Genomic DNA, 26,986 nt, shown 5'->3' with positions numbered 1-26,986 from the left:
AGCGCAGGTCCATCATGTCATTGGTCATCGGTGGTCTTTCCATCAGGTTGTGCTTGAACAACCCAACCCTACCGGAAAAAGCCGATGACCACCGCTAGCCTGATACACCACCTCTCGGGACGTCATCTGCAAACGTCGTTATAGGAAGCAATGGGGGAAGACAACCGTAGAATGAGAAACGTCGTTTGCCGGGCTGGCCTGTCTGGGAGAGCCGAGGAAGCTCGTGAGCGACGACTGGGACAGGCGTGTGACAACAGGTCTGGCGGTGAGCGTGTGCAGGTCGGACGCAATGTCACCTGACCCAATTCTTGCTGGAGGTGGCGCTTCGGGCGGAACGGGAACAGGCCGTCAGCATATTTCCTGGTCGGGTCCTCGAACACAGTCTCGCTCTCGCGAACGTCGAACCCCTGCCGTTCCAGGCCTGTGACGACTTCGTCGCGAAGCCGGTCCAGTATGAGACGGCCTTGCGTCTGCTTTGGGTCCCAGCGGCGGTTACCTTGCCACGATCATTCGCCTGCTGGACTGAATCGGCAATTCCGAGATCAGAATCGATTGTCGGGAGGCGTGAATCGCCCATGCGGTAGTCAGAAACGATTTCCCGCAAACAGGAATCGAATCTCCCTGTGGCTGAATCGCGATCATTACCGATACCCGTCGTCCAAGCCGTGAAGCCGAACTCACGGCGCGAGTACTCCACTAGACAGGGCCTTCGATGCCCAGCACCCGCCGTACCTCCGACCCTTCCATGACGCCATGAACGGAGAGACGCGCGGCAAGCTCAAGCATGGTTTCGTCCTGGACGTTCTGGTGCATAGTCGTCGCGATGCTAGGCGGCCAAGCGCCTGATGCGCGAACTATTGAAGGGCCAAGGCCGCACGCCGCGAGTGATGGTCACCGACCAGCTCCGGTCCTACCACGCCGCAAAGCGCGAGATTATGCCACGTGTCGAACACCGTTCGCATAAAGGCCTGAACAATCGGGCGAAGAATTCCCATCAGCCAGTCCGGCGACGAGAGAGGATCATGAAACGCTTCAAATCGCGGCGTCATCTGCAGCGCTTCGCGTCCATCCATGATCCGATTGCCAACCTTTTCCATATCCCCAAACACGACATCTCCTCGGGCCATCATCGCGAACTGCGCCCAGAGGCAATGAATCTCTGGGCAAAAATCGCCCGAGCATGAGCCGCCGAGCCGCAGCCAGCCTGTGTTGCCTCATGTCCGTTAAGTTTACGATGCCGTTTGAATGTCCGATATGTCTTGCTCTCGTCCGTGGGATAGGCACCCCGCCATATAGGCGGGAGTGCGATACTAAGCGTTAAAAGACTTGGCCAAAGGCATGGTGCGTATCCGTTTGCCGAGCGCTTTGTAGACAGCATTGGCAACCGCCGGTCCGATCGGCGGAACGCCAGGCTCGCCGATGCCAGAGGGCGGATTGGCGGAGGCAAGGATGTGAACCTCCACCACCGGCATCGCGTCGATCCGGAGCGGCGTGTACACATCGAAGTTGCCCTGGTCGACCTTGCCTGAGGTCAGGGTGATTTCCTCGCCCAGAATGGCGCCCAAACCAAAACCTATGCCACCCTCGACCTGTGCCCGGACTTGATCCGGATTGACCGCCAAACCGCAATCGACGGCGGCGACAACGCGCTCAACCTTGATTCCGCCACTGTCATCGGTCGAAACTTCCGCAATCTGCGCAACGACCGAACCAAAGCTCTCCGCCACCGAAACGCCGCGGAAACGGCCTTTTGGCAGCGGCTTGGTCCATTCGGCCTTTTCCGCCGCGAGCTTGAGGACGACGGCGTGGCGCGATTGCGGATCGAGCATCGACAGGCGATATTCGATCGGATCGCGTCCTGCCGCTTCGGCGATTTCGTCGATGAAAGTTTCGGCGGCAAAGGCGGTATGCGTCGAACCCACCGAGCGCCACCACAGGACCGGCACCCCGACATCAGTGCTCGTCAGGCCGACCGTCTGGTTGGGAATGGCATAGGGCAGGTTGTTTGCTCCTTCGACCGAGGTCGGGTCGACGCCGTTCTGAATCATGCCGTCAAAGGCCGTCTTCGCCATGATGGATTGACCGACAATGTGATCGCTCCAGGCCACGAGCTTTCCATCCCCGTCGATCCCTGCCTTGAGCGTATGCACATAGGAGGGGCGATAGCGGCCGGCGCGCATGTCATCCTCGCGGGTCCACTGCACCTTCACCGGCGCCCGGAATCCAATGGCCTTGGCGACATAAACGGACTCGACGACCACATCGCCATCGAACACAGCGCGCCGGCCGAAGCTGCCGCCTGTTTTCATGACATGCAACTGCACCTTGTCAGGCGTAATGCCGACGATCTGGCCGGCAAGCATCTGATAGACATCGGGAAACTGATGCCCGCCCCAGATCTCCAGCGTCCCGTCCTCGTTCCTGCGGGCAACGGCATTGAGCGGCTCCATCGCAGAATGCGCCAGATAAGGGAACTCGAAGGTCGCCTCGATGACTTTGGCCGCTGCCGCAAAGCCGGCATCGACATCGCCGTCCTTGCGCGCAATGGCCACCGGGGCCTTTCCCGCGAGATCCTTGTACATTGCCATGAGCTCGGGCGTGCTGCGCTTCTCGGCGTCAGTGTCGTCCCAAACGACCTTGACGGCTTCGCGTCCCTTGATCGCGGCCCACATATGCTCGCCGACGACAGCGATGCCGCGCGGCGTTTCGACGACATCGACGACCCCCTTTACGGAGCGCGCCGCCGCGGCATCGAAGGACTTAACCTTGGCGCCGAACATGGGCGGATGAATCATCACCGCCGTCAGCATGCCGGGCAGATTGACGTCGATCGTGTACTGTTCGGTTCCGTTCGTCTTGCGGGTACTGTCGAACCGCTTCAGCTTGGCGTTGCCGATCAGCTTCCAGTCGGCCGGCTGCTTGAGCTTCACGTCAACAGGCAGGGGCATCGCTGCAGCTTTGGCGGCAAATGCGCCGAAGCCCGCGGTCTTACCGGAAGGATGCGCCAGCACGCCGTTTTCGACGGTAATCTCCGCCGGCTGGACACCCCATTCGGATGCAGCGGCCGCCACCAGCATGGCACGCGCTGCGGCGCCCGCCTTGCGATAGCGCTCCCAGGAGGTGACCATCGAGGTAGACCCGCCCGTTCCCTGAATGGCGCCGCCAAAGGCGACATTACCATAGGCCTTCACATTGCCTGCGACGCCCTGGACATCGATCGACGACCAATCGGCATCGAGTTCTTCCGCAACGAGTGTCGCAAGGCCGTTATACGAGCCCTGCCCCATTTCGAACTGGGACGAAAGCACCATGACCTTGCCGGTGTTGTCGATCGTCAAATAGGGCGTGAAGGCGACCGCCTTGTTCCCGTCCGCAGCGGTTTCGCTTGCGGCGGCAGTTGATGACGCCAGGATGTGGTAGCCGACCGCGACGCCGCCACCGGCAGCGAGCGCGCCAAGCATGAACTGCCGGCGGGACGCCTTGGCGTTGGCGACGGGTAGCACGAGGGATTGCATCAGTTTCGGGATCATCGCTCAGGCCTCCAAACGCTTGGCAGCTTCATGAATCCCGGCACGGATTCGGTGATAGGTGGCGCAACGACAGAGATTGCCTGTCATCGCGGCGTCGATATCGTCGTCGGTGGGTCTGGGATTGTTCGTGAGCAGGTCGGTCGCCGATATGATCTGCCCGGACTGACAATACCCACATTGTGGCACATCGAGATCGGCCCAAACCGTCTGCACGGTTTCCGCGACCTTACCCGAGAGCCCCTCAATGGTCGTCACTTTCGCGTTGCCTACGTCGCCGATGAAGGTCTGGCAGGAGCGCACCGGCGCACCGTCCAGGAGCACGGTGCAGGCGCCGCATTGGGCCATGCCACAACCGAATTTCGTTCCCGTCAATCCGACGAGGTCCCTGATCGCCCAGAGAAGTGGCATATCCGGCTCGGCTTCGACCTTATGTTCGCTGCCGTTGATCGTCAAAGTCACCATGGTGTTCTCCTTGCGTTGTGACGCGGTCGCGGAGCTTCGGCCCTGGCCGTACTGTTCCGGGCTCGCTTTGACGTTCGTCATCTGTCAGGCAAACTTATAAGACCATGGTAAAGCCGGATAGGGTCGATCCTGTCGGATTGTTGCCCGATTCTGTCGCGCAACTCATGTTGTGCCCATTTTACACAATTGGGCTTTTGATCGGGCCAGCATTGGTCTCACCGGCGACAATTGCGCTAACCGACGGAGCTGCGATTGGCCGAATCGCCTGACTTGAGAAGGGCCTTGACATCACGCAGGGGAGGATGACCGAACATGCGGCGATATTCCCGGCTGAACTGCGTCGGACTCTCATAGCCGACCCTGAGCGCTGCGGTCGCCGCATCGAGCGATCCGGAAAGCATCAGCTCCCGCGCATGATGCAGCCGCAGATGCTTCTGGAATTGCAGCGGGCTCATGGCCGTCATGGCGCGGAAATGATGATGCAGTGTGGAAACACCCATATTTGCCATGTCCGCCAGCGCCTCGACGCGAAGCGGCATCGTGTAGTTCTCCTTCAACCATGCAACCGCCTTTGCCACGCGGTTACTGTTGGTTCCGGCCAACGCAAAGCGGCGCAATCGCGCGCCCTGTTCACCCGTGAGTAGCCGGTAGAAGATTTCGTTCCGTATATGGTTTGCCATGAATGGTATATCATCGGGCGAATTTACCAGCGAAATCAATCGCCAGAAGGCGTCGTACAGCTCCGGTGTCGTCGTTCCCACGACGCCGCCACGATCATGATCAGAGGTGTCGGTCGGATGCAAGTCGTGGTTGGCGATGAGGCGGCGAAGCGCCTCGAGATCCAGGCTCAACCGGGCAGCCACATACGGCTCCGCCGTCGTCGCCTCACAGATCTGGCCTGTCATCGGCAGACCGATGGTTGTCAGGAAGAACCGTGATGCATCATAGACAAGCGTTTCGTCACCAATCCGGACGCGCTTGCTCCCACTGATGATCAGCGAGAGACTGGGCTCGTACAAACTGAAAAACGGTCCCGCAGGCTCGATGACGCGATAGAGAGAAAGCCCCGGTATCTCGTGCCTGAAATTGGTGCCGTCCCACGGCAGTTGCGCTAGCACATCAAGAATACGCGAGCGAATTGCAGTAGTTTGATCCTGAAAACTCTCTGCCTCGGACAAAATTCTCTCCATCGAACCGCTATTGCCAACCATCGCCTATATCAAGGGCGCTCTTCAGCATTGTCACATTAATTTGATTTCCAGAGCATCAGGCAAGAATTCGGCAGGAACGAGCTAACGCGCCACGGAGACCGGCGCTATGCAGTCTCGGCGCGTTGAACGCAGGCTGCAGCGCCCACGCGCCTTCCTGCGCGCGCTCGATCCAGGATCGTAACGAGAAGAGGATACTTCCGCTATGAAGGCAACATTAGCTGCATCGATCTTTGTACTCGCCGCTCTCGCGCTCTGTCCCTCCGGCGCTGCCGCTGATGGCGATATGAGCCGCGGCGAAAAGCTCTTTGCCCGCTGCAGCGCCTGTCATTCCGTGAACGGCCAGAATAAGCTCGGCCCGTCGCTCGCCGGTGTCGTCGGCCGAACGGCTGGCTCCGTTGAGGGTGCGCGCTACTCCAGGGCGCTGGCCCAATCGCAGATCGTCTGGACTGAACAGAACCTGGATGCTTATCTCGCCGCTCCTACCACTCTTGTCCGCGGGACAACGATGACGATGCGGATTGCCAAAGAAGAAGACCGGCAAGATCTCATTTCATATCTCAAATCGCTTTGAATAGACGGGGTCCGACGCGACAGATGGGCAGGTTCCGGTTTGCACCGAGGCGTGGCTGCTCCCTTGAGGATGGTAGAACGTGGACGTGAGATGGCCGACGGTCCCGATATCGATACGCCACAGGCCCTCACCTTGCTGCGTGAACCCAAGGCCAATGTAGAACGCTACGATGGCTTGCGGGTCCGGATCGTAGGAGGTCGTCATGCGTCATGATCCTGCCAGCGCCGCCGTCGTCATCTTGCTGCGTAGCCTGAATATGTTTGGCATGGCCCAAGCGGTCACGAACCTGATCGAACAAGGAGCGCCAGCGTTCGATGCGGCCGTGCCGATCCTGTCCCAGTTGCTGAAAGCCGAGATGGCTGAGCGCGAGGTCTGCTCGCCTATCACATGAAGGCCGCCCGTTTCCCTGCCTATAAGGACCTCTCTGGATACGACTTCGCCGCCAGCGAGATCACGGCGCGCCAACTGCACCGATGCGAGTTCATGGTCGGAGAGCAGAATATCGTGCTGAATCAGCGATCATTTTACCGGTACCCGTCGTCCAGGCCGTCAAGCCGAACTCACGGCGCGAGTTCTCCACTATACAGGGCCTTCGATGCCCAGCACCTGCCGTACCTCTGACCCTTCCATGACGCCATGAACGGAGAGACACTCTGCGGGTTCAAGCAACCGCGGCTGATACTCCTCGAGCAATTCCCGGGCGACGGCTTCGGCAGACAGCAATCGCGCATGAACGCGCTCGGCGAGTTCGCGATCCAGGGAGAGGATGTCAAAGCTGCCACGGGTCGGCCGGTAGATGAGGGGCTGGTGCGCCGAGTAGCCAAGCCTGGTTTCGGCCGCGAGCGCAAAGTCAGTCGCCTTGGCTAGGTCGCTGTCGTCTTCGCCACCTGCCCCGCAACAGGCATCGCCAACGACAAGCAATTCTGCAACGCGCCCGGCCAGCATGCAGGCCATCTGGCGGGTCAGCCATGTCTCGGTCTGCGGGACGTGATCATGGATGCGGCTGACGACCTGCCCGAACTCGAGCATGCCGATCGTTACCGACACCACCTCGCCCACGCCAAGCAACGACCAGGCGACGGCGTGCCCGGCTTCATGGATCGAGGCCCGCCACCGAATATCGTCGTACATCTCCTCCAGCCATCATGGCGAACTGCGTTTGGAGACGATGAACCTGTGGTTGAAAATCGCCCGAGCATGACCGACGAACTCGGCCGGCGTCATGGTCTGCCCTCGTTGCGGTTAAGTTTACGATGCTCGTCGACCAACGAAACCCAGTTCGCGGGAAATGTCGTCCGCGCAGGACCGTACGACCGGGGCCAGGGCCTCGAGCCGTTGGCGAGTCATGTAGGGAAGGGTGCTTGCCACGCTTAGCCCGGCAACGATTTCGCCACGTGCACCGCGGATTGGAGCGGCGACACAGCAGATCGAGGCTTCGTTCTCCTCGATTTCCATCGTATAGCCGAGCGCGCGATAGGCGCGCATGGCGGAGACATAATCCTCCCATGCAAGAAACCCCGGCGGCGGCATTTCATCTGACAGGACAACCATCTGTGCCAGCGAATACAAACGCCCCCATTCCTTTTCGGGAAGGTCTAGCATCTGCGCCTTGCCAGTGCCGGTAATGGCAATGGGCTTTCGCAGCCCCACGCGCGAGCGCATCTCCAGGCCTTTGTTGCCTGAAATCTTGTCGACATAAATGATTTCGTCGCCGTCACGAACGCTGAGATGGATGGTGTCACCTGTCTGCTGCGACAATCGTTCCAGCAAGGGCCGCGCGACAGTCGTCAACGGCATCTGCGCCAGCGCTACGGCTCCAAGTTCGATCAGCCGTGCGCCGAGGACATAGCCGCGTCCATCCATTTGCCGTACGAATCCAGTGCGCTGGAGAAAGGAGACCAATCGATGCGTCGTGCTTCGGCTAGTGCCTATCGCCTTGCCGATGGAAGCCAAATCTCCGTTGCCATCCGCCACGGCGTCGAGCACTGAAAATGCGCGAGCGAGAGATTGTGTTCCCTGCACAATTTCTTCCGGTCTTTCCATTCCCACCATTTCTCCCGTTTTGTTCACTCTATCCATAATGTGAGAGTAATCAATATATTGTGGCATTATTTCTTAATAATTTCCCACAATATGGGACGTTGTCTCGCATATTGAAGCGTACCAATGTTGGTGTTATAAGCTCGCCGGGCTCGGGAGGAGAAGGCCGGTGCGCCACGGATTGGGACAATCACGTGGTGCGGCCTTCCATATAGGGCAGATGCGGAGGACAAGCGGCCGATGGCCTACCAATTCGATTTCAGTTTTCTATCGGAGTATTGGCCCGAACTTCTACGCGGCCTCTGGCTGACGCTCAAAATGTCGGTGCTCACGATTGTGCTGGGCTTCCTTGTCGGAACGGTGCTCGCGATCGGGAGAACCGCGCACAGCGCCTGGGTGCGGCGGGCCTGTGGGGTCTATGTGGAGGTGATCCGCAACACCCCGTTGCTGATCCAAATGTTTCTCATCTACTTCGGTCTTGCATCGCTCGGCCTCAAACTCGGTGCAAATTTTTGCGCCATCCTGTCGATCGTCATCAACATCAGCGCCTATACCTGCGAGATCATGCGGGCCGGAATCGAGTCGATCCGCAAGGGTCAGCTGGAGGCGGCGCAGTGTCTTGGCTTGTCGCGACTGCAGACGCTCGCCGCGGTCGTGTTGCCCCCGGCCACCGAGCGTGTGTATCCGGCACTCACCAGCCAGTTCATCCTGATTATGCTGACGACCAGCGTGGTCTCGCAGATATCGGCTGAAGAGCTGACCTCGATCGCCGCGCGGATCGACTCGATCACCTTCCGCTCCTTCGAAATCTATCTCGTCGTGGCCCTGCTCTACATTCTGCTCGCAGTCGCCGTGCGCGGCACCTTCTGGCTCATCGCCAGGCTGGTGTTCCCGCGCCTTCGCCGCCTCGGCACGCCGCTTTAAGGAGGCCGATCATGCTGACAACCTTTCAGATCCAAGCTCTTCTCGTCGGCGCGCTTTGGACCGTTGGGCTTGCGCTTGTCGCGTTCATCGGCGGTGGCGTCATTGGCCTCCTCGTCGCAGTGACGCGCGTTTCACGCCATCGCATCGTGCGAAATCTTTCCTTCCTCTATGTGCAGATCGTGCAGGGAACGCCGCTTCTCATCCAGATGATGCTGGCCTATTTCGGCCTGTCGCTGCTCGGTTACGATCTGCCGCCGTTTGCCGCCGCCTGTCTGGCCATCGTCGTCTATGCCAGCGCCTATTTCGGCGAGATCTGGCGCGGCGGGATTCTCACCGTACCGAAAACCCAGTGGGAAGCGGCCGAATGCCTCGCCCTTTCCGATGCGCAACGCTTCTGGCTGATCATCGTGCCGCAGGCTCTGCGCCTTTCCACGCCCCCAACGGTCGGCTTCATGGTGCAGGTGGTCAAGAACACCTCGCTCGCCTCGGTCATCGGGGTCGCCGATCTCACCTATACCAGCAAGCTCATCAACAATTCGACGTTCCAGCCATTCCAGGTCTTCGTGCTCGTCGCCGCCCTTTACTTCGTCATGTGCTTCCCGCTCGCCTGGTGGAGCCGCAAGCTGGAGGATCGCCTCAATGTCTCCAATCATTAAGCTGAGCAACGTGTCGAAGTCCTTCGGCGCGCTCCAAGTCCTCGACGGTATCTCCTTCGACGTTCATCCGGGCAGTGTCGTGGCCCTGATCGGCCGGAGCGGTTCTGGCAAGAGTACGGCACTGCGTTGTATGAACGGCCTCGAAACCATCGACAGCGGCGAGATCGACATCTGTTCGCACAGGCTCGGCACGACGGTCGAGAAAGGTCTGCTGCGCGCACTGCACCTCGATGTCGGCATGGTGTTCCAGAGCTACAACCTCTTTCCCCACCTGACCGTCGGGCAGAACATCATGCTCGCGCCGCGCTGGGTCAAGAAGTCGGCGAAAGGGGAAGCGCGCGAGCGCGCCATGGAAGTCCTGTCGCGCGTCGGCCTTGCGGAGAAGTTCGATTCCTATCCCGAGCAGCTTTCAGGCGGCCAGCAGCAGCGCGTGGCGATCGCCCGTTCCCTCGCCATGCAGCCCAAGGTCATGCTGTTCGACGAGGTGACCTCGGCGCTCGACCCGGAACTGACCGGCGAGGTGCTGCGCGTCATGGAAAGCCTCGCCCGAGAAGGCATGACCATGGTGCTCGTCACCCATGAAATGGCCTTTGCCCGCCGCGTCGCCGACACGGTGATCTTCATGCACAAGGGCCGCATCCACGAGAAAGGGCCGGGCGCCATGCTGGAAGCACCGTCCACGCCCGAACTCGCGCAATTCGTCGGCAACGGGCTCTGAAACAAGCCCCATCCAGCCTTTTACCGAACCACCCAAATCCGGAGGAAAAAATGGGTATCGCGAAATACATGACCTCTCTCGTCGTGTTCGTTGCGCTGAGCGCCAGTGCTGTGACCGCCAGTGCCGATCAGCTTGCCGACATCAAGGCGGCCAAGGCGATCACGATTGGCGTAGACCTCGGCCAGGCCCCCTTTGGTATGGTTGACGGCACCATGAAGCAGGTCGGCTCCGATGTCGCGACTGCCGAGCTCCTCGCCAAGGACCTCGGCGTCGAGTTGAAGATCGTCTCCGTCGCACCGGCAAACCGCATCCCCTACCTGATGACGAAGAAGGTCGACGCCGTCATCGCCAGCTTCTCGATTACCGATGAGCGCAAGAAGACGATCGACTTTTCCAATCCCTATGCCGTGATCCAGTCGGCCGTCGCCACCACCGGTGGCCTGAAGGTTTCCGCGCTTAACGACCTTGAAGGTAAGGAGGTGGCCGTCACGCGCGGCTCGACGAACGACCAGATCATCACCAAGGCTGCCGAGGACGAGGGGCTGAACATCACCGTTGTGCGCTACGACGACAACGCCACCGCAACGAACGCCGTGGTATCCGGCCAGCAGGATGTCTATGTCGTTGCACCCTCGCTGCTCGTGCCGGTCAACGCCGCCAATCCGGACAAGAAGATCGAGCCGCAGCTGACGCTCAAGAGCTTCCCGCTCGGGATCGGCCTGCGCAAGAACGAGCCGGAATTCAAGGCATGGCTCGACCAGTGGGTCACGGACAATCTCGCCAGCGGCAAATTGCGCGAGACCTACAAGACCTATCACAACGTCGATTTGCCCGACGACATGGCCTCATTCAACTGACCAGTTCCGGTCCCGGCCCCTGGTGGGCCGGGCCATCCCCGCATCGTTTCCGGAAAGCTCCCATGTCTACTTCGATCATCATCCGCCTGCGCCCCGAAGACGACGTCGTGATCGCAGCCCAGGCCATTCCCGCCGGAACTGCTCTGCCCGATCTGGGCATCACGACGCTTCAGGATATTCCCGCGGGGCACAAAGTCTCGGTACGTGACCTGAAAGCCGGATCGCCGGTGCGCAAATACAACCAGATCATCGGGGCGGCGAGCGCGGATATTCCGGTTGGCGCTCATATCCATGTGCACAATCTCGTCATGACCCAGGTGGAACACGATTTCGCCATCGGTAGCGCTGCGCATCGGGTCGAAATGGCCGTTGAACCCGCGACCTTCATGGGCATTCGCCGCGCCGACGGGCGCGTGGCGACCCGTAACTATATCGGAATCCTGACGAGCGTGAATTGTTCCGCCCGCGTGGCGCGCGCCATCGCCGACCATTTCCGGCGCGACCTCCGCCCGGAAATGCTTGCAGACTTTCCCAATGTCGACGGCGTGGTGGCGCTGACCCACGGCATCGGCTGCGGTGTCGACGTACGCAGCGAGGGCATGGCGATGGTACGTCGCACGCTTGCCGGCTATGCCGTGCACCCGAATTTCGGGGCCGTGCTGATGATTGGCCTCGGCTGCGAGGCGAACCAGATTGCCGACATCCTGGCTGAACGCGGCCTTTCCAGCAGCGAGGCGTTGCGCACATTCACCATCCAGGAGCAGGGCGGCACTGCCAAGACCGTCAAGCACGGCATCGAGCAGATCAAGGCGATGTTGCCGATGATCAACGACGTCAAGCGCGAGCCGCTGGCCGCTTCCCACATCGTCGTCGGCCTCCAATGCGGCGGCTCGGACGGCTATTCCGGCATTACGGCCAATCCCGCGCTGGGCGCGGCGGTAGATCTCCTGGTGAAGAACGGCGGCACGGCCATCCTTTCCGAGACGCCGGAGGTATACGGCGCCGAACATCTTCTAACGCGCCGCGCCTCCAGCGAAGAGGTGGGCCGCAGGCTCATCGATCGCATTGATTGGTGGAAGGAGTACTGCGCCCGCAACGGCGCGGAGATGAACAACAACCCGTCCGCCGGAAACAAGGCTGGCGGCCTGACGACGATCCTGGAAAAGTCGCTTGGTGCCGTCGCCAAGGGTGGCACCACACCGCTCAATGGCGTTTATCAATATGCCGAGCCCGTCACGGCGACGGGGTTCGTCTTCATGGATTCGCCGGGCTTCGATCCGATTTCGGCGACCGGTCAGGTTGCGTCCGGCGCAAACCTCATCTGCTTCACTACCGGCCGCGGCTCCGCCTTCGGTTGCATGCCTTCGCCCTCGCTGAAGCTCGCAACAAACACCGCGACCTGGAATCGGCAAGAAGAGGACATGGACATCAACTGCGGGACGATCATTGACGGCACTGCAACCATCGAAGAACTTGGCGAAGAGATTTTCCAGATGATCCTTGATTGCGCGTCCGGCAAGCCATCCAAGAGCGAACTCTTCGGCTATGGCCAAGACGAGTTCGTTCCGTGGCAAGTCAGCGTCGTAACGTAAATGCTGGTGAGCGATTCTCACGGCACTGTAACGTTGACGCTACGCATTCAAGATGTGGAACTGAGGCTTTGGTTCAGGCGGCTTGAAGCCGTGCGATCTGCACGCAGCTGAACCCGCCCGAGCCTTTAACCTCACCAATATTCGTTTCACCTGCAAACGTCGTTATAGGAAGTAATGGGGAGAAGAGAGCCGTAGATTAGCAAACGTCGTTTCCCGGAGTTGGACTTCCAGGGTAGCCGAGGCAGCCATAATGGGTAAGCTGGAAAGGCAAGTGTGAAGGCGAACGGGCCAACAAGAAAAATGTCGGGTGACCCTACTCTTGTTGCAGGTGGCGCTTTGGGCGGAACGGGAACAAGCCATCCGCATATTTTGCGATCAGCTCCTCAAAGACAGTCTCGCTTTCCGGAACATCGAATCCTAGGCGTTCCAGGCCCTCGACGACTTCATTGAGAAGTCGTCGAGCACAAGACGGCTATCGCGCCGACGACGGGCCGCAACGATCAACTGCCAGAGAAGCATTCGGGCAATGTCGTCACGGGAAGGGCGGCGTTTTACCCGGCCTTCTGCTGACGCGCCTGCTGTTCGGCGTTTCTCTGTGTTTGGGTTTTCTCGCCATATCCCTCTCTTCGTCACCTCGAACCCTCCGGGACGCCACCCGACTGTGCTGACAAACCGCGATCCACATCACGCACCTCCCAAGGCCTGCTGCGCCTTTCATGCGGCGTCGGCTCTTATCTCTCTTCACGCGTTGGACAAGGAGACACTTGTTCATCCCTATACGAACCTTGCGGTGCACCAGGAGGTTGGGCCTCATGTGATCACGGGCGGTGAGGGGATCTACGTCTTCGACGATGAAGGAAATCGCTATATCGGCCGCAACTCGAGCCGAAGGAAGGTCTGGCACTGGCGGAGGAGATCGTGCCGTTCTACAGCGGCAAAAGGCGATTTCGTAGGATCCACTGATCTGGCGACGGTGAACTGGGTCGTGCCGACGACCTGACTTCGCGCGTCGACCGATGCGATCGGCACACCGGGGCATTCCTGGGAGCTGGTTGGGTCGGGGTGAGGTCCTTCGCTATGTTCGGGAAGATCGGGCCGCCGTGATCGCTGTCAGTCGTGGCGATGAACCGTCGCCTGGTCTTCGGCTGCAGATCGTGTCCACGCATCAGGCGCGAATCTTCTTGTGCTTCACGATGGGGCCTTGCTGCCGCAAGGACGCACCGACGCGGCGGTAGCCATAGAACTCGAACTCGTCGCCAACATCGCTTCGACGGCGGCGGTATCGTCGGCCATCCTTTCCGGTCTGTCGTAATAGGTTGAGCGTGCAATACCCATCAGCAGGCATCCTTAGCGACGCAGATCGCAGCGGGCCGGTGATGACGGATGTAGCTCCGCTTCTCGGCCGGGGTGCGCTTTTCAGAGCCCCCTTTAGAAACTCCAGTTCCAGCGCCTGTTTACCGACGAGACGTTCGAGCGCGGCGATGCGGGCTTCGTACTCCGGGATGGGGTCGGCGGCCTGAGCGTCTTCATCGAACGCGCCTTCCTCATACTTACGAACCCAAATCCGGATAAAGTTGCGCGACACGTCGTGGCGCTTGGCCAGACCATGCAGCGTTTCGCCCGCGATGAACTCCTGCGCGACTTGCCGTTTGAATTCGATACTGTGACTACGATGTCTTGCCATGGGTTCCACTTTCGGAAACCCGTCAACCCCGGTCAATTCACCAAGCCTATCTGTCCACCCTCAGGGGCGCACTCCACAAGGGGGCCAATTTTGGCTCTGACTCAGTTTTGATGCAGTTGTAACAATGCTTTAGAGCGTCGGCGGCCGATCCGTCTACTGCCCGACCGTGAGCCAGCGACGGCAGAGGCCTGGTTGCGGGGAAATCCTCAAATCCAGATCATTGCTCGCGATCGCGGCGGCGCTTGCGGGCTGGCCGCGGCAAAGGCGCTGCCGGATGCAGTGCAGGCCGCTGATCGAAGGCATCTGATGGAGAATTCCAGCCGTGCATTCCTGGATTCCGTCCGCAAGTCGATGCGGCAAATTCGCAAGACGCTAGGTGCAACGCGCGTCAATCCTAAACTTCTGACCGCCCCTGACGATCTGAAGGGCGCACCTGCCGCGAACAACTTGGAGGCCGGATACAGCGGTAGCGCGTCTTGGCGAGCGGATTGCGCGTTCGCCGGATGGCGAAGCGCGTCGCTGTGGATCGATGATCAGTCACCCGGCCGAACGCTCAGACCCGAACGCATGCGAAGCCCGCGCAGCTTTCTAGCCGTTGTGCTCGAGCCTGAAATCCGCCTCTCGAGTTGGCGGGGGTGGTCCTCAGCTTGATTTTACCACCCGCAAACGTCGCAACATGGCGGCGCTAGTTTTCAAATCCCTGACCCGTCGAGTTCCCGGGCGTCGTCGCCTTCCCAGGCGGAGGGCAGGGATGTGCGATCGAGATTGGCTGAAGGCATGGGCATCCAGCACTTCAATTCCGGTTCGGCATATTCGATGATTCGGCCTGGCGAGGAATCAGAGGAGCGCCAGCCTTCTGGGCCTGCCTGATCGCCATTCGACCAATACGCGAGGTCAACTTCTGCCGGGCCCTGCTCCGACGGGCGGATCGTGATGAGAATGCGACTGCCGTCTTTCGGCGCACTTGCCATGTGACGCCAGCGGTCTGGCTCGTCCATCGTTTTCCTCCGGCCTTGCTGTAGGTTGGAAGTGTCGCCTCGCCATTTAAAGCGGTCAACTCAAACTTTGCACGGTCGGACCTTCTCTTGATCCGATGATCTACGATTCCCAGTGGGACGAACATGAGCGCCCGAAGGAAACGCCCGCGGTGCGGCGACAGACAGACGACCTGCCGCCGGTGCTGCAGGCAGTCATGACCCAACTATCGTTGATTGAGGTACGGTAGTGCCCAACCTTGATGCTTGCCGACGACGTTGTTAATACGCAGCCTCATAGATTGCCAAGGCGTCCTCTTCGGTCAGCGGCCGGGGGTTGTTGACGAGAAGGCGTGTCTGCTTCATCGCATCCCGCGCCATCATCGCCAGTGCGTCACAGGGGATGCTCACTTCCTTCAGGGTCTGGGGGATTTTCAGCGCGCGTCCAAGATTGGCCAATGCCTCTATGAAGGCCTGGGCCCGGTCGGCGACTGGAACGCCGGCCAGCTCGGGAAATGCATCGGCGGCGATCTCCGCATAGACATCACTCGCGGCCGGCAGGTTGAAGCGAAGCACATGCGGCAGCACCAGGGCGTTCGAAAGGCCATGGGGAACATGGAAATGCCCGCCGATGGGATAGGCAAGCGCATGTACAGCGGCAACCGGCGAATTCGCAAAAGCCTGGCCGGCTAAAAGCGATCCGAGCAGCATGGCGGAGCGTGCATCGCGGTTGCGGCCATTGAACACCGCCTCGCGGATATTGGCTCCCAGAAGCTGCAGTGCTTGCCGGGCAAGGCCGCGCGAGATCGGATTGTTGTTGGGCGATGTCGAGGCATAGGATTCGATGGCATGCACCATGGCATCGATCCCGGTCGCCGCAGTGACTGCGGGCGGCAGGCCAAGGGTCAGGTCGGCGTCGAGGATCGCCATATCCGGCAGAAGCAGCGGCGAGACGACGCCTTTTTTTTCGGCTTCGCCTGTCGTGATGATGGCGATCGGCGTGACTTCAGAACCGGTTCCCGCAGTCGTCGGCACGAGGACCAGCGGCAGGCGCGGTCCCCTTGCGATGTTGACGCCATACACGTCGGCGAGGCTTTCGCCACCGCCCGCCAGAAGGGCAGCGACCTTTGCGACATCCATCGGCGAGCCGCCACCGATCGCAAGGATACCTGTCGTCTCATGCGCATTGACGGCCTTGAGCAGGGCCAGAATGTTGCTTTCCGGTGGATCTGCAGCCACCTCGTCGAAAATGGCGACGGCCATGCCGGCCGCTTCGAGCGAGGCGATGGCCGCGTCGGCAAGGCCAAGGCCACGCACGCCCTTGTCCGTGACGACAAGGACGCGGTCGCCGAGCAGGCGACCCGCGATTTCAGCCATCCGTGCGCTGGCGCCCGCTTCCGCGACGATCGATTTCGTGGTGTTAAAGAAGAAGTTGCTCATGGCAGTGGTTCCGTCCGTCCGTCGCGGCGCTTGGCACGCGCCGATTGTCTGTTGGCGCTCCAGGCTCGCGGCCGGGAGAAGAGGGATTTCATTTCGGGCTCAGGCGCGGCGAAGTTTTAGCCCGGCCGCCTCGCGGTCATAGACGTCTGGCGTAATGCCCTCCGCCCGCAGCATGTGCTTCTGGATCTTGCCGCTTGCCGTCTTCGGAAGTGCGTCGACGATCCGCAGGTAGCGCGGCACCATGTAGCGGGGCAGCCGATCGGCGAGGAAGGTCATCAGCACGACCGGATCAATGCTGTGCCCTTCGACCGGCGTGACGGCGATCAGCACCTCGTCCTCGGAATGTTCGCTCGGCACGGCGACGGCCGCGCATTCCTTGACGTCGTCATGGGTCGTGACTTCGCCTTCCAGCGCGAAGGAGGAGATGTTTTCGCCGCGACGGCGGATGACGTCCTTCAGCCGGTCGACAAAGAAGTAGCGCCCTTCGCCATCGCGACGGAAACCATCGCCAGTATGGAACCAGCCGTTTCGCATGGCTTCAACGGTCGCTGCCGGGTTGTTGTAATATCCCTTCATCAAGGCCCAGGGGCGATGTGAGCGGATGACGAGCTCGCCGGTTGTGCCATCCGGCACCTCCATGTCGTTCTCGTCGACGATACGCAACTCGTACCAGGGGCGCGGCTTTCCGGCGATCCCCTTTTCCGTGATGCCCGGGCCTGCATGCAGCGGGCTTGCGATCTCGGTCATGTTGTAGATCGTCCATGCATCCACGCCGAAGCGCTCGGCAAAGAGCGGTCCATCCTCGCCGAAGGGCGTGATGAAGACCCGGCGCAGCGGGTGGTTCCGGTCATCTCCAGTTGGCGGCTGCTTCAGGAGGAAACTCGCCATCACCCCGAGTAGAAGCGCAAAGGTCGAGCCCGTATCGCGCACCGCCGGCCAGAAATCCTGCGTCTTGAATTCGCGCATCATGCCGATCGAGCCGCCACGGGCGAGCATGGCATAGACATAAAGGGTCGATCCGCAATGGAAGATCGGCCCGCAGATCATGCAGCGATCATCCGGCTCGACACAATCGAAGGCATCGGGACCCATCGTATAGAGCTGGACATAGGAGGTGACGACCCCCTTGGCATTTCCGGTCGTGCCGGAAGTGTACATGATCGCCAGCGTGTCCCATGGCTCGATCGGGCGATCGAGGGTCAGAGCGGCTTCATCGATCTCGGAGACATCTGCGAGCGGGATGATTTCCACGCCATGCCGTATGGCGGAAGCGCCCCCGCCAGCCACGGTCAGCACCTTCTTCAGCTTGCCCGGCGAGATGCCGTCCAACCTGTCGAGCAGCGCCTCTTCAGCGATCATCAGCGGGGCATCCGCGTCCGAGAGGATGTGTTCCAGCGGCCGCCCGCGTGCGCCGGTGTTGATCGGCACGTAGACCGCGCCGAGATAATTGATCGCAAACCAGGTGGAGAGAAGGTCCGGTCCGTTTCCCATGAAGCAGAGGACATGATCGCCGCGGCGAACTCCATGGGCATAAAGCGTTGCCGCACGGCGGCGGACCTTATCGCGCGCAGTGCGATAGTCCCATTTCACCGAAGGCCAGAAGTGCACGAACGGGGCGTCCGGTGTTTCCTGCGCATAGTGATCCAGCAGATAGCGCAGCACCGATCGATCGCGGTTCAGCGCGTTTTCCACGTCCGTCATTCTTAAAATCCTCCTCCAGGGCATCCCCGACAAAGCACGAAAAGAGCCCGTTGCAAAGTCGAAATGAATATGCAACATACTCGGTAGTATGTCAAAGCGGTTTTACCACGGGAGGGGTTTTTGACTGTCGTCAGCATAGAGCGAGATGGACCGTTGGCGCTGGTTCGCTACGATCGTGGAGGCAAGGCGAACGCTCTCAATATGGAAGCGATCGAGGCCCTGACTGCCGTCGCCGACGAGCTTGCCGACGATACCGGCGTGCAGGTCGTAGTTCTGACTGGAACGGAGACGCGGTTCTCGGCCGGTGTCGACCTCGAAGACGATCGGCTGTGGCAGAAGGATGCCGATCCGGTGGTGCGCAGCCGTGCCATGGCGGCTGGAGGGCGCATGTGCGAACGCTGGCTGCGTTTGCCCCAGGTCACGATCGCAGCCATTGAGGGCGCGGCCATCGGCGGCGGTGCGATCCTGGCCTTGGCGGCGGATTTTCGTGTCGCTGGCGAGGGCGCCTATTTCCGCTTTCCCGAGGTGAAGCTCGGCATGACGCTCGGCTGGAGCGGCCTGCCTCTGCTTTCGGACCTGATCGGTGCGAACCGGGCCAAGCGGGCCTTGTTCACCGATCAGCGTATCGAGGTGCAAGAAGCTCTTTCCATTGGCCTCTGCGACGAGGTTTCCGCCAAGGGCGGAGCGGTCGATGCGGCCAGCGCGTTGGCCGACAAGGTTGCCCTTTGCCCGCCCGCCGCACTTCGCATGACCAAGCGCTCGATCGACGCCAGCCTCAGGGCAAACTGGGCGGCCGGTTTCGAGCAGGACCAATTCTACCTATCGCGCACCCTGACGGAGCAAGGTGGCTGACGGCGCTGCAACACTAAGCAATTCAAGAGGAGGAAACGCATGCAATTCAAGTCAACTATCCTTGCCGCAGCGACGGCAGCCTTGCTGGCGTCGATGCCGGCTCTCGCCGAGCCTTATCGTCTCGGCGTCCTGACAGACATGTCGGGCATGAATTTCGACCTGGCCGGCCAGGGCTCGGTCGTGGCCGCCCAGATGGCGGTCGAAGATTTCGGCGGCAAGCTTCTGGGGGAACCTGTCGAGGTGATCGTCGGCGACCATCAGAACAAGCCGGACATCGGCTCGACGCTCGCCCGGCGCTGGATCGACGAGCAGAACGTCAAGGCCATCGTAGATGTGCCGACCTCGTCGGTCGCCATGGCCGTTCAGGAAATTACTCGCAACTCTGATACCGCCTTCCTGGTGTCGACCGCCGGTTCCTCGGACCTGACGGGCAAGGCCTGCTCGCCGACGACGGCCCAGTGGACCTGGGACACCTACGCGCTCGCCAACGGTACGGGTCGGGCGATCACCGAAGAAGGCGGCAAGAAGTGGTACTTCATCACTGTCGACTATACCTTCGGCCACGCGCTTGAGCGCGATACTTCGGAAGCTGTGCTTGCGGCAGGCGGCGAAGTGATCGGCACGGTGCGCCATCCGCGCGAAACAACGGATTTCTCGTCCTATCTGCTACAGGCCCAGTCTTCGGGCGCTGACGTCGTTGCGCTTGCGAACTCTTCGGGCGACACGATGACGGCTCTCAAGCAAGCGGCCGAATACGGCATCACTGCTTCGGGCCAGCGTATCGCCGGCATGCTGCTGTTCCTGTCGGATGTCCATGCCGTCGGGCTTGAAACCGCCCAGGGCCTGACCCTGACGACGGGCTTCTACTGGGACCTCGATGACCAGACCCGCGCCTGGTCCAAGCGCTTCGGCGAACGCATGAACGGCAAGATGCCGACCATGGTTCATGCCGGCGTCTATTCCTCGGTGATGAACTACCTGAAGGCGGCGGAAGCGGCTGGCAGCGTCAGCGGCAAGGCTGCCATCGACAAGATGCGTACCATGGACATCAACGACTTCTTCGCCCGCAATGCCCATCTGCGCGAAGACGGCCGCATGGTTCACGACATGTACCTGGTACAGGTCAAGACGCCTGAGGAGTCAAAAGGTCCGTGGGATTACTACAAGGTCATTCGCACCATCCCCGGCGATCAGGCCTTCCGCCCGCTCGACAAGAGCGAATGCCCGCTGGTCAAGAAATGACGGTTGCGGTGCTCCCCTTCGGAGACGCCCATGTCGAAAAGCCTCGTGCCGTTTTGTCGGCACGGGGTCTATCCAAGACATTCGGCGGTTTCCAGGCGGTCAGGAATGTCGATCTCGACGTCCATCACGCCCGCGTTCACGCCCTGATCGGGCCGAATGGCGCCGGAAAGACCACCGTCTTCAATCTGCTGACGAAGTTCATTCCGTCGACGGCAGGCACGATCAGTCTGGATGGCGCCGACATCACGCGGACTGCGCCGGCAAAAGTCGCGCGCATGGGGCTGGTGCGCTCCTTCCAGATCTCGGCGACCTTCCCGCAGATGACGCTGCTTGAGAATGTCCGGGTGGCCCTGCAGCGCCCGAACGGTCAGGCGGTCCAGTTCTGGCGTTCGCTCGGCTCGCTTCGCAACCTTGACCGGCAGGCGCTCGAGCTTCTGGAACGGGTGGGTTTGCAGGACATGCGCCACCGCCTCGCCTCCGACCTTTCCTATGGCCGCAAGCGGGCGTTGGAGATTGCAACGACGCTGGCGCTCGACCCCAGAGTGCTTCTGCTCGACGAGCCTCTGGCCGGCATGGGTCAGGAGGACGTCTCCGTCATGGCCGGCCTGATCAGCGAAGTCGCGAAGGACCGCGCCGTGCTGATGGTCGAGCACAATCTGAAGGTCGTCTCCGAGATCTGTCACGACGTGACCGTGCTCCAGCGCGGCGAGATCCTGACGACCGGCGACTATGAGACCGTCAGCAACGATCCGCGCGTTCGCGCCGCCTATATGGGAAATGAAGATGCATAGTTCGCAACCGCTTCTGTCCGTGCGGGGGCTCAATGCCTGGTACGGCGAAAGCCACGCGCTGCATGGCGTCGATCTGGATATCTGGCCGGGCGAAACCGTGACTCTTCTCGGCCGCAACGGCGTGGGCAAGACCACGACCTTGCGGGCGATCATGGGTATCATTCGCAAGCGCACCGGTTCGGTCGCTTTCGATGGGCAGGATGTGCTCAAGCTGGCACTGCATCGCACTGCCCATGCCGGCATCGGCTTCGTGCCGGAAGAGCGCGGGATCTTCGCGACGCTGACGGTCGAGGAGAACCTGATGTTGCCGCCAGCCGTCGACAGGGGCGGGATGTCGGTCGAGGAAATCTATGCGCTTTTTCCCAACCTGCTGGAGCGCCGCTCGAGTCCCGGAACGAAGCTGTCCGGCGGCGAACAGCAGATGCTGGCGATCGCTCGTATCTTGCGCACCGGTGTCAAACTGATCCTGCTCGACGAGCCGACCGAAGGGCTTGCGCCTGTCATCGTCCAGCGCATCGGCGAAATGCTGCTTGCCCTCAAGCAGCGCGGGCTGACCGTCCTTCTGGTCGAGCAGAACTTCCGCTTTGCGGCCAAGATCGCCGACCGCTTCTACGTGATGGATCACGGCCAGGTCACCGATAGCTTCACCACCGCGCAGTTGCCGGATCGTATCCAGTCACTCAACCGGGCGCTCGGAGTCTGACCATGACGATGATTTTCGGAATTCCCGTCCAGGCGCTCCTGGGCCAGCTTCTGGTCGGCTTGATCAACGGCTCGTTCTATGCGGCGCTCAGCCTCGGCCTCGCCGTCATCTTCGGGCTGCTGCGCATCATCAATTTCGCCCATGGGGCGCTCTATATGCTGGGCGCTTTCGTCGGCTACCTCTTGCTCGCCTTCGCGGGCATCGGCTACTGGCCAGCGCTGATCGTCGCGCCGCTGATCGTCGGGCTCTTCGGTGCTGTGCTCGAACGCACCATGCTGTCGCGCCTCTACAAGCTCGATCACCTCTACAGCCTGCTCTTCACCTTCGGGCTGGCGCTCTTCATCGAAGGCACGTTCCGCTATTTCTACGGCTCCTCCGGCCAGCCCTACGCGGTTCCGCCCAGCCTTGCCGGCGGCACCAATCTCGGCTTCATGTTCCTGCCTAACTACCGCGCATGGGTCGTCGTTGCGTCCTTTGCGGTCTGCATCGGCACCTGGTTCCTGATCGAGCGGACGAAGCTCGGCTCGTACCTGCGGGCGGCGACGGAAAATCCGACGCTCGTGCAGGCGTTCGGCGTCAACGTGCCGCTGCTGCTGACGTTCACCTATGCCTTCGGCTGCGCACTGGCCGGCTTCACCGGCATACTCGCCGCGCCGATCTACCAGGTAAGCCCGGTCATGGGCTCCAACATCATCATCATCGTCTTTGCCGTGGTCGTCGTCGGCGGCATGGGGTCGATCTTCGGCGCGATCGCGACGGGCTATCTGCTCGGCCTCGCCGAGGGGCTGACCAAGGTGATCTATCCCGAAGCGTCCAACATCGTCGTCTTCGTCATCATGGCCGTGGTGCTTCTGGTTCGCCCGGCCGGACTTTTCGGAAAGGAAGCGTGACATGACCGAGACGTCCCTGTCCCAACCCTTCGTAGGGCCGGCGGCTGGCCGCGCCCCCCTGCGGCTCCTCGCCGTCTGCATCGGCTTTGCCGCGCTGGTTGCCGCGCCGATGTTCTTCTACCCCATCTTCGTCATGAAGATCCTCTGCTTTGCACTGTTTGCCTCGGCCTTCAACCTGCTGCTCGGCTATACGGGGCTTCTGTCCTTCGGCCATGCGGCGTTTTTCGGAGGCGCTGCCTATGTGACGGCCCATGCGGTGAAAGTCTGGGGCTTTCCACCCGAACTCGCCGTCCTTGCCGGCGTATTGGGCGCCATCGTGATCGGCGCAGTCATCGGCTTTCTCGCCATCAGGCGGCAGGGCATCTATTTCGCGATGATCACGCTTGCGCTGTCGCAGATGTTTTACTTCTTCTGCCTGCAGGCGCCGTTTACCGGCGGCGAAGACGGGATCCAGGGCGTGCAGCGCGGCAAGCTCCTCGGCTTCATCGATCTCGGCCAGACGATGAACATGTATTATTTCGTGCTCGGCATCTTCCTGCTCGGCATCTTCGCCATCTGGCGGATCGTCAATTCGCCTTTCGGCGCGATCCTGAAATCGATCCGCGAAAACGAGACACGGGCAATTTCACTCGGGCTGTCCGTCAATGCCTACAAGCTGTCGGCTTTCGTCATGTCGGCAGCCATTGCCGGTCTTGCCGGATCGACAAAGGCGTTGATCTTCCAGTTCGCGACGCTGACCGACGTGACGTGGCAAATGTCGGGTGAGGTGATCCTGATGACGCTGATGGGTGGCATCGGCACGTTGCTTGGGCCGGTGGTCGGGGCGGGTCTCGTGGTGACCTTGCAGAACGTGCTCGCCACCTCCGAATTCCCGGTCACCGTCATCACCGGCGCGACGTTCATGCTCTGCGTGCTCACCTTCCGCCGCGGCATCGTCGGTGAGATCGAGGCCGCGATTGTCAGATGGAAGCGCCGATGAGCGAGGACCGCGGCCTGCTGCGCATTCTCTCCGCCTCGGTCTGCGACACCTGGGTCGACTACAACGGCCATATGGGCGACTACGCCTATGGCATCGTGTTTTCCGATGCGGCCACCGCCTATATGGACCGGATCGGAATCGACGAGGCTTACCGGACGGAAACCGCAGCCACGCTCTACACGCTCGACATCCGCATCGGCTTCCTCAAGGAGTGTCACGCCGGTGAAGCGCTCCATGTCGATATTCTAGTACTTGCGGCGGACGCAAAGCGCCTGCATCTTTTCATGCGCCTGGTCAATTCAGCCGGCGAAGAACTGGCTCTCTGCGAACAGGTGCTGATGCATGTGTCGCGGGCGGAGGGAATGCCACGTTCGGCGTCGCTGCCCGAACGATCGCTGGAGCGGCTGATGACCGATCTAGAAGCCCATAGCGACATCGAGCGCCCCGCCTGGCTCAGCAGACGGATCGGGCTGTCGCGCGGCTGAGGCTTCTTTCAAGACTGAAATCGACAATGCCCCGGACGCATCCAATATGTCCGGGGCATTGTCGTTCGTGGTGGGCCGAGTTGGCCCTATTGTCAGGCGATCTCGAAAAGGCCGGCGGCGCCCATGCCCCCGCCGATGCACATCGTCACCACGACATAGCGAAGACCGAGACGACGGCCTTCGATCAGCGCGTGGCCGACCATGCGCGCGCCGGACATGCCGTAGGGGTGGCCGATCGAGATTGCTCCGCCGTTGATGTTCAGCTTTTCATTGTCGATGCCGAGGCGATCGCGGCAATAGAGGACTTGTGAGGCAAAGGCCTCATTCAGTTCCCACAAGCCGATGTCATCGATCTTCAAGCCATGCTGCGCGAGGAGCTTCGGCACGGCAAAGACCGGCCCGATGCCCATCTCCTCCGGCGCGCAGCCGGCAACAGCGATGCCGCGATAGATGCCGAGTGGCGACAGGCCGCGCCGTTCCGCCTCGCGGGCCTCCATCAGCACGGATGCCGAGGCGCCATCGGAGAGTTGCGAGGCATTGCCCGCGGTGACGAAACGGCCTTCCGGCACGATCTCGCCGCCGGCAAACACCGGCTTCAGGGAGGACAGTCCCTCTAGCGTTGTCTCCGGGCGATTGCCTTCGTCCCTGGCAAGCGTCACTGCTTTCGACGACGTCTCGCCGGTTGCCTTGTCGCTGACCAGCATCGTCGTTTCGAGCGGCACGATCTCCGCATCGAGGCGACCGTTTGCCTGGCCCTGCGCCGTCCGCTGTTGCGATTGCAGGGCGTATGCATCCTGTGCCTCGCGGGAGACGCCATAGCGGTCGGCAACGAACTCTGCCGTCTCGATCATGCTGACATAGGTCGAAGGCAGGTTCTTCATGAGCCAGGGATCGCGCCAGCGATCCGTGTTCATGCGTTCGTTCTGCACCAGCGATATTTGCTCGACGCCGCCACCGACCGTGACAGTCATGCCGTCCGCGATGATCTGCTTGGCCGCAATCGCGATGCCCATCAGGCCCGAGGCGCATTGACGGTCGACGCTCTGGCCGGCGACAGTGACGGGCAGGCCCGCCCTCAGCGCCGCGGTCCGGCCGATGTTCATGTGGGTCGTGCCCTGCTGGAGGGCTGCCCCCAGAACGACATCGTCGACCTCGCCAGGATCGATCCCGGCGCGCGATATCGCGTGCGCAATGGCGTGGCCCGCAAGCATGGGGGCGGTCGTGTCGTTGAATGCCCCGCGATAAGCCTTGCCGATCGGCGTGCGGGCGGTGGATATGATGACGGCTTCTCTCATGGCGATCTCCTCCTCAATCCTTCGAAACCAGCAGGCGCTCCGCCAAAGCCCGATGCTGCGGGCCAAGGGCGACGGGCCTGCGGGTTTCGCGATCGACATAGACGTGGACATAACCGCCCTGTGCTGCGGCGTGGTCCTCATCCTCGCGGAAAAGCGCAAAGCCCCACGACAGGCTGGTATTGCCGATCCGATCGACCCGAACCCCGACCGTGACGCGGTCGGGATAGGAAACCTCGGAGAAGTAGTTGGTATAGCTCTGGGCCACCACGCCGATTGGACCTTCGCCATGAAGATCGAGCGCGCCGGCCTCGATCAGCACGCGGTTGAGAGCGGAATCGAAGTACTCCATGTAGACGACATTGTTCATGTGGCCGTAGAGGTCCATGTCGTTCCAGCGGGTCTCCATGTCGAAGAACCGGCGATACTCCTGCCTGCGATGTGCGGTCGCCCGCGCCGGTGCTGCCGTCATCCCTTGGCCTCCGCGGTCCGGGCGTTGGCGATGATGCGATCGACATGGGCGAGCCCGGCTTCGGTCTCGATCGAGCCGTCGAGGCTGGATATGGTCGCAAAGGCTTCGGCCACCGCCTCCGGCGTGCGCCTGCCTGCCGGCAGGTAGACGCCTTCGCTTTCAACGATCGCCATGCGCGCCACTGTGCCGGCGCCGGCCAGAAGCGCGACGCGGCTCGGAGCTTCCTCGCCGACGAGGAAGAGTGCGGCGGGAACGACATTTTCCGGCGCGAGATGGCGCAGCATCTCCTCGTCCATCATGTCGCCGGTCATCCGGGTCGCCGCCGTCGGCAGGACGGCATTGACCTTGATGCCGTAGCGGGCACCTTCGAAATGCAGGACGTTCATCAGGCCGATTAGCCCGGCCTTGGCCGCACCGTAGTTCGACTGGCCGAAATTGCCGTAGACCCCAGAAGTCGAGGAGGTCATCAGAATGCGGCCATAGCCCTGCGCCCGCATGACCTCCCAGACAGCCTTCGTCGCATTGGCCGATCCGATGAGATGCACATCGACGACGGCGCGAAAGTCCTCCGTCGACATCTTGGCGAAGGTCTTGTCGCGCAGGATGCCGGCATTGTTGATCAGAACGTCGATACGGCCGAATTCGGCAAGCGTTCGGGCGACGAGCGCCTGCATATCCTCGAAACGGGTCACGTTGCCGCCGTCGGCAATGGCGTGGCCACCCTTTTCGCGGATTTCCGCCACCACCTTTTCAGCCGCCTCGCTCGATCCGCCGCTCCCGTCGCGCGAGCCGCCGAAATCGTTGATGACGACCTTGGCGCCGCGTGCGGCAAGTTCCAGCGCATAGGCGCGGCCAAGACCGCCGCCGGCACCCGTGACGATGGCAACGCGGTTTTCGAAGGAAATGCTCATAGTCCCGGT

At 61.3% G+C, this 26,986-nt stretch carries 25 protein-coding genes and 3 pseudogenes; 16 read left to right on the top strand and 12 right to left on the bottom strand.

Going from position 1 to position 26,986, the window contains the following annotated elements:
- Positions 1-786 precede the first annotated feature (786 nt).
- Positions 787-1,184: pseudogene (locus tag HV823_RS23805) on the top strand (DDE-type integrase/transposase/recombinase); the annotation flags it as partial.
- Between the two features lie 126 nt (positions 1,185-1,310).
- On the opposite strand, the gene HV823_RS23800 reads toward HV823_RS23805, so the two are convergent.
- The 3 genes from HV823_RS23800 to HV823_RS23790 all read right to left on the bottom strand — a co-directional run bounded on the left by HV823_RS23800 (position 1,311) and on the right by HV823_RS23790 (position 5,182).
- A complete protein-coding gene (locus HV823_RS23800; RefSeq protein WP_176952163.1) occupies positions 1,311-3,530 on the bottom strand; it encodes a xanthine dehydrogenase family protein molybdopterin-binding subunit in 2,220 nt (739 codons plus the stop codon).
- Between the two features lie 3 nt (positions 3,531-3,533).
- Positions 3,534-3,992 carry a (2Fe-2S)-binding protein gene (locus HV823_RS23795; RefSeq protein ID WP_176952162.1) on the bottom strand — a complete coding sequence of 153 codons (459 nt, stop codon included), beginning with the start codon at positions 3,990-3,992 and terminating at the stop codon, positions 3,534-3,536.
- Between the two features lie 233 nt (positions 3,993-4,225).
- Complete coding sequence (locus HV823_RS23790; RefSeq protein ID WP_176952165.1) at positions 4,226-5,182, bottom strand: AraC family transcriptional regulator; 957 nt, start codon at positions 5,180-5,182, stop codon at positions 4,226-4,228.
- Between the two features lie 223 nt (positions 5,183-5,405).
- Here HV823_RS23790 and HV823_RS23785 point away from each other — a divergent pair, with 223 nt between their 5' ends.
- Both HV823_RS23785 and HV823_RS23780 read left to right on the top strand, forming a co-directional pair.
- Positions 5,406-5,774 carry a c-type cytochrome gene (locus HV823_RS23785; RefSeq protein WP_176952161.1) on the top strand — a complete coding sequence of 123 codons (369 nt, stop codon included), beginning with the start codon at positions 5,406-5,408 and terminating at the stop codon, positions 5,772-5,774.
- Positions 5,775-5,976: 202 nt separating this feature from the next.
- Positions 5,977-6,284 (top strand): annotated as a pseudogene (locus HV823_RS23780) (ATP-binding protein); the annotation flags it as partial.
- Between the two features lie 69 nt (positions 6,285-6,353).
- On the opposite strand, the gene HV823_RS23775 reads toward HV823_RS23780, so the two are convergent.
- Positions 6,354-6,905, bottom strand: a complete 552-nt coding sequence (locus tag HV823_RS23775) for an ATP-dependent metallopeptidase FtsH/Yme1/Tma family protein (RefSeq protein WP_176952160.1) — start codon at positions 6,903-6,905, stop codon at positions 6,354-6,356.
- 117 nt (positions 6,906-7,022) lie between these two features.
- On the bottom strand, positions 7,023-7,817 hold the full coding sequence (locus HV823_RS23770; protein ID WP_210270914.1) for an IclR family transcriptional regulator: 795 nt from the start codon (positions 7,815-7,817) through the stop codon (positions 7,023-7,025).
- Positions 7,818-8,054: 237 nt separating this feature from the next.
- Between HV823_RS23770 and HV823_RS23765 the strand changes: the two genes are divergently transcribed.
- The 5 genes from HV823_RS23765 (at position 8,055) to HV823_RS23745 (ending at position 12,561) form a co-directional block, all read left to right on the top strand.
- Complete coding sequence (locus HV823_RS23765; RefSeq protein ID WP_176952159.1) at positions 8,055-8,738, top strand: amino acid ABC transporter permease; 684 nt, start codon at positions 8,055-8,057, stop codon at positions 8,736-8,738.
- Positions 8,739-8,749: 11 nt separating this feature from the next.
- Complete coding sequence (locus HV823_RS23760; protein WP_176952158.1) at positions 8,750-9,394, top strand: amino acid ABC transporter permease; 645 nt, start codon at positions 8,750-8,752, stop codon at positions 9,392-9,394.
- The gene (locus HV823_RS23755) at positions 9,378-10,112 is read left to right on the top strand and encodes an amino acid ABC transporter ATP-binding protein (protein ID WP_176952157.1); all 735 of its coding nucleotides are present in this window, start codon (positions 9,378-9,380) and stop codon (positions 10,110-10,112) included. Before HV823_RS23760 ends, HV823_RS23755 begins: the two co-directional genes overlap by 17 nt.
- A 50-nt stretch (positions 10,113-10,162) precedes the next feature.
- Entirely contained in the window at positions 10,163-10,969 is an 807-nt protein-coding gene (locus tag HV823_RS23750) for a transporter substrate-binding domain-containing protein (protein ID WP_176952156.1), read from the top strand.
- Between the two features lie 62 nt (positions 10,970-11,031).
- Positions 11,032-12,561, top strand: coding sequence for a UxaA family hydrolase (locus HV823_RS23745; protein WP_176952155.1), 1,530 nt, complete (start codon positions 11,032-11,034; stop codon positions 12,559-12,561).
- Between the two features lie 1,165 nt (positions 12,562-13,726).
- Here HV823_RS23745 and HV823_RS27280 read toward each other — a convergent pair.
- Positions 13,727-14,245 carry a transposase gene (locus tag HV823_RS27280; RefSeq protein ID WP_343052031.1) on the bottom strand — a complete coding sequence of 173 codons (519 nt, stop codon included), beginning with the start codon at positions 14,243-14,245 and terminating at the stop codon, positions 13,727-13,729.
- 129 nt (positions 14,246-14,374) lie between these two features.
- Here HV823_RS27280 and HV823_RS27420 point away from each other — a divergent pair.
- Positions 14,375-14,671, top strand: a pseudogene (locus tag HV823_RS27420) (transposase); the annotation flags it as partial.
- Between the two features lie 266 nt (positions 14,672-14,937).
- Here the strand turns inward: HV823_RS27420 and HV823_RS23730 are convergent.
- From HV823_RS23730 to HV823_RS23720, 3 genes are all read right to left on the bottom strand, one after another.
- A complete protein-coding gene (locus tag HV823_RS23730; RefSeq protein WP_176952154.1) occupies positions 14,938-15,243 on the bottom strand; it encodes a hypothetical protein in 306 nt (101 codons plus the stop codon).
- A gap of 258 nt (positions 15,244-15,501) precedes the next feature.
- The gene (locus HV823_RS23725; RefSeq protein WP_176952153.1) at positions 15,502-16,659 is read right to left on the bottom strand and encodes an iron-containing alcohol dehydrogenase; all 1,158 of its coding nucleotides are present in this window, start codon (positions 16,657-16,659) and stop codon (positions 15,502-15,504) included.
- Between the two features lie 99 nt (positions 16,660-16,758).
- Complete coding sequence (locus HV823_RS23720; RefSeq protein ID WP_176952152.1) at positions 16,759-18,360, bottom strand: AMP-binding protein; 1,602 nt, start codon at positions 18,358-18,360, stop codon at positions 16,759-16,761.
- Between the two features lie 120 nt (positions 18,361-18,480).
- Between HV823_RS23720 and HV823_RS23715 the strand changes: the two genes are divergently transcribed.
- From HV823_RS23715 to HV823_RS23685, 7 genes are read left to right on the top strand one after another with little or no spacing between them, the layout of a single operon-like run.
- A complete protein-coding gene (locus HV823_RS23715) occupies positions 18,481-19,212 on the top strand; it encodes an enoyl-CoA hydratase/isomerase family protein (RefSeq protein WP_176952151.1) in 732 nt (243 codons plus the stop codon).
- Positions 19,213-19,251: 39 nt separating this feature from the next.
- Positions 19,252-20,454 (top strand): ABC transporter substrate-binding protein, encoded by a 1,203-nt coding sequence (locus HV823_RS23710; protein ID WP_176952150.1) that lies wholly within the window; start codon positions 19,252-19,254, stop codon positions 20,452-20,454.
- Entirely contained in the window at positions 20,451-21,245 is a 795-nt protein-coding gene (locus HV823_RS23705; protein ID WP_176952149.1) for an ABC transporter ATP-binding protein, read from the top strand. The genes HV823_RS23710 and HV823_RS23705 overlap by 4 nt, the downstream gene beginning before the upstream one ends.
- On the top strand, positions 21,238-21,948 hold the full coding sequence (locus tag HV823_RS23700) for an ABC transporter ATP-binding protein (protein ID WP_176952148.1): 711 nt from the start codon (positions 21,238-21,240) through the stop codon (positions 21,946-21,948). Before HV823_RS23705 ends, HV823_RS23700 begins: the two co-directional genes overlap by 8 nt.
- Before the next feature lie 2 nt (positions 21,949-21,950).
- Complete coding sequence (locus HV823_RS23695) at positions 21,951-22,838, top strand: branched-chain amino acid ABC transporter permease (RefSeq protein WP_176952147.1); 888 nt, start codon at positions 21,951-21,953, stop codon at positions 22,836-22,838.
- Between the two features lies 1 nt (position 22,839).
- Positions 22,840-23,817, top strand: coding sequence for a branched-chain amino acid ABC transporter permease (locus HV823_RS23690; protein ID WP_176952146.1), 978 nt, complete (start codon positions 22,840-22,842; stop codon positions 23,815-23,817).
- The gene (locus HV823_RS23685; protein WP_176952145.1) at positions 23,814-24,302 is read left to right on the top strand and encodes a thioesterase family protein; all 489 of its coding nucleotides are present in this window, start codon (positions 23,814-23,816) and stop codon (positions 24,300-24,302) included. The genes HV823_RS23690 and HV823_RS23685 overlap by 4 nt, the downstream gene beginning before the upstream one ends.
- Before the next feature lie 92 nt (positions 24,303-24,394).
- On the opposite strand, the gene HV823_RS23680 is transcribed toward HV823_RS23685, so the two are convergent.
- From HV823_RS23680 to HV823_RS23670, 3 genes are read right to left on the bottom strand one after another with little or no spacing between them, the layout of a single operon-like run.
- Positions 24,395-25,597 carry an acetyl-CoA C-acyltransferase gene (locus HV823_RS23680; RefSeq protein ID WP_176952144.1) on the bottom strand — a complete coding sequence of 401 codons (1,203 nt, stop codon included), beginning with the start codon at positions 25,595-25,597 and terminating at the stop codon, positions 24,395-24,397.
- Positions 25,598-25,610: 13 nt separating this feature from the next.
- Complete coding sequence (locus HV823_RS23675) at positions 25,611-26,066, bottom strand: acyl-CoA thioesterase (protein WP_176952143.1); 456 nt, start codon at positions 26,064-26,066, stop codon at positions 25,611-25,613.
- Complete coding sequence (locus tag HV823_RS23670; protein WP_176952142.1) at positions 26,063-26,977, bottom strand: SDR family NAD(P)-dependent oxidoreductase; 915 nt, start codon at positions 26,975-26,977, stop codon at positions 26,063-26,065. Before HV823_RS23670 ends, HV823_RS23675 begins: the two co-directional genes overlap by 4 nt.
- Positions 26,978-26,986 lie beyond the last annotated feature (9 nt).

This window comes from Mycoplana rhizolycopersici, assembly GCF_013378445.1.
Classification (GTDB): Bacteria; Pseudomonadota; Alphaproteobacteria; order Rhizobiales; family Rhizobiaceae; genus Mycoplana; species Mycoplana rhizolycopersici.
The sequence above is the reverse complement of the archived record's forward strand: the minus strand, read 5'-3'. Positions and strand labels throughout refer to the sequence as shown.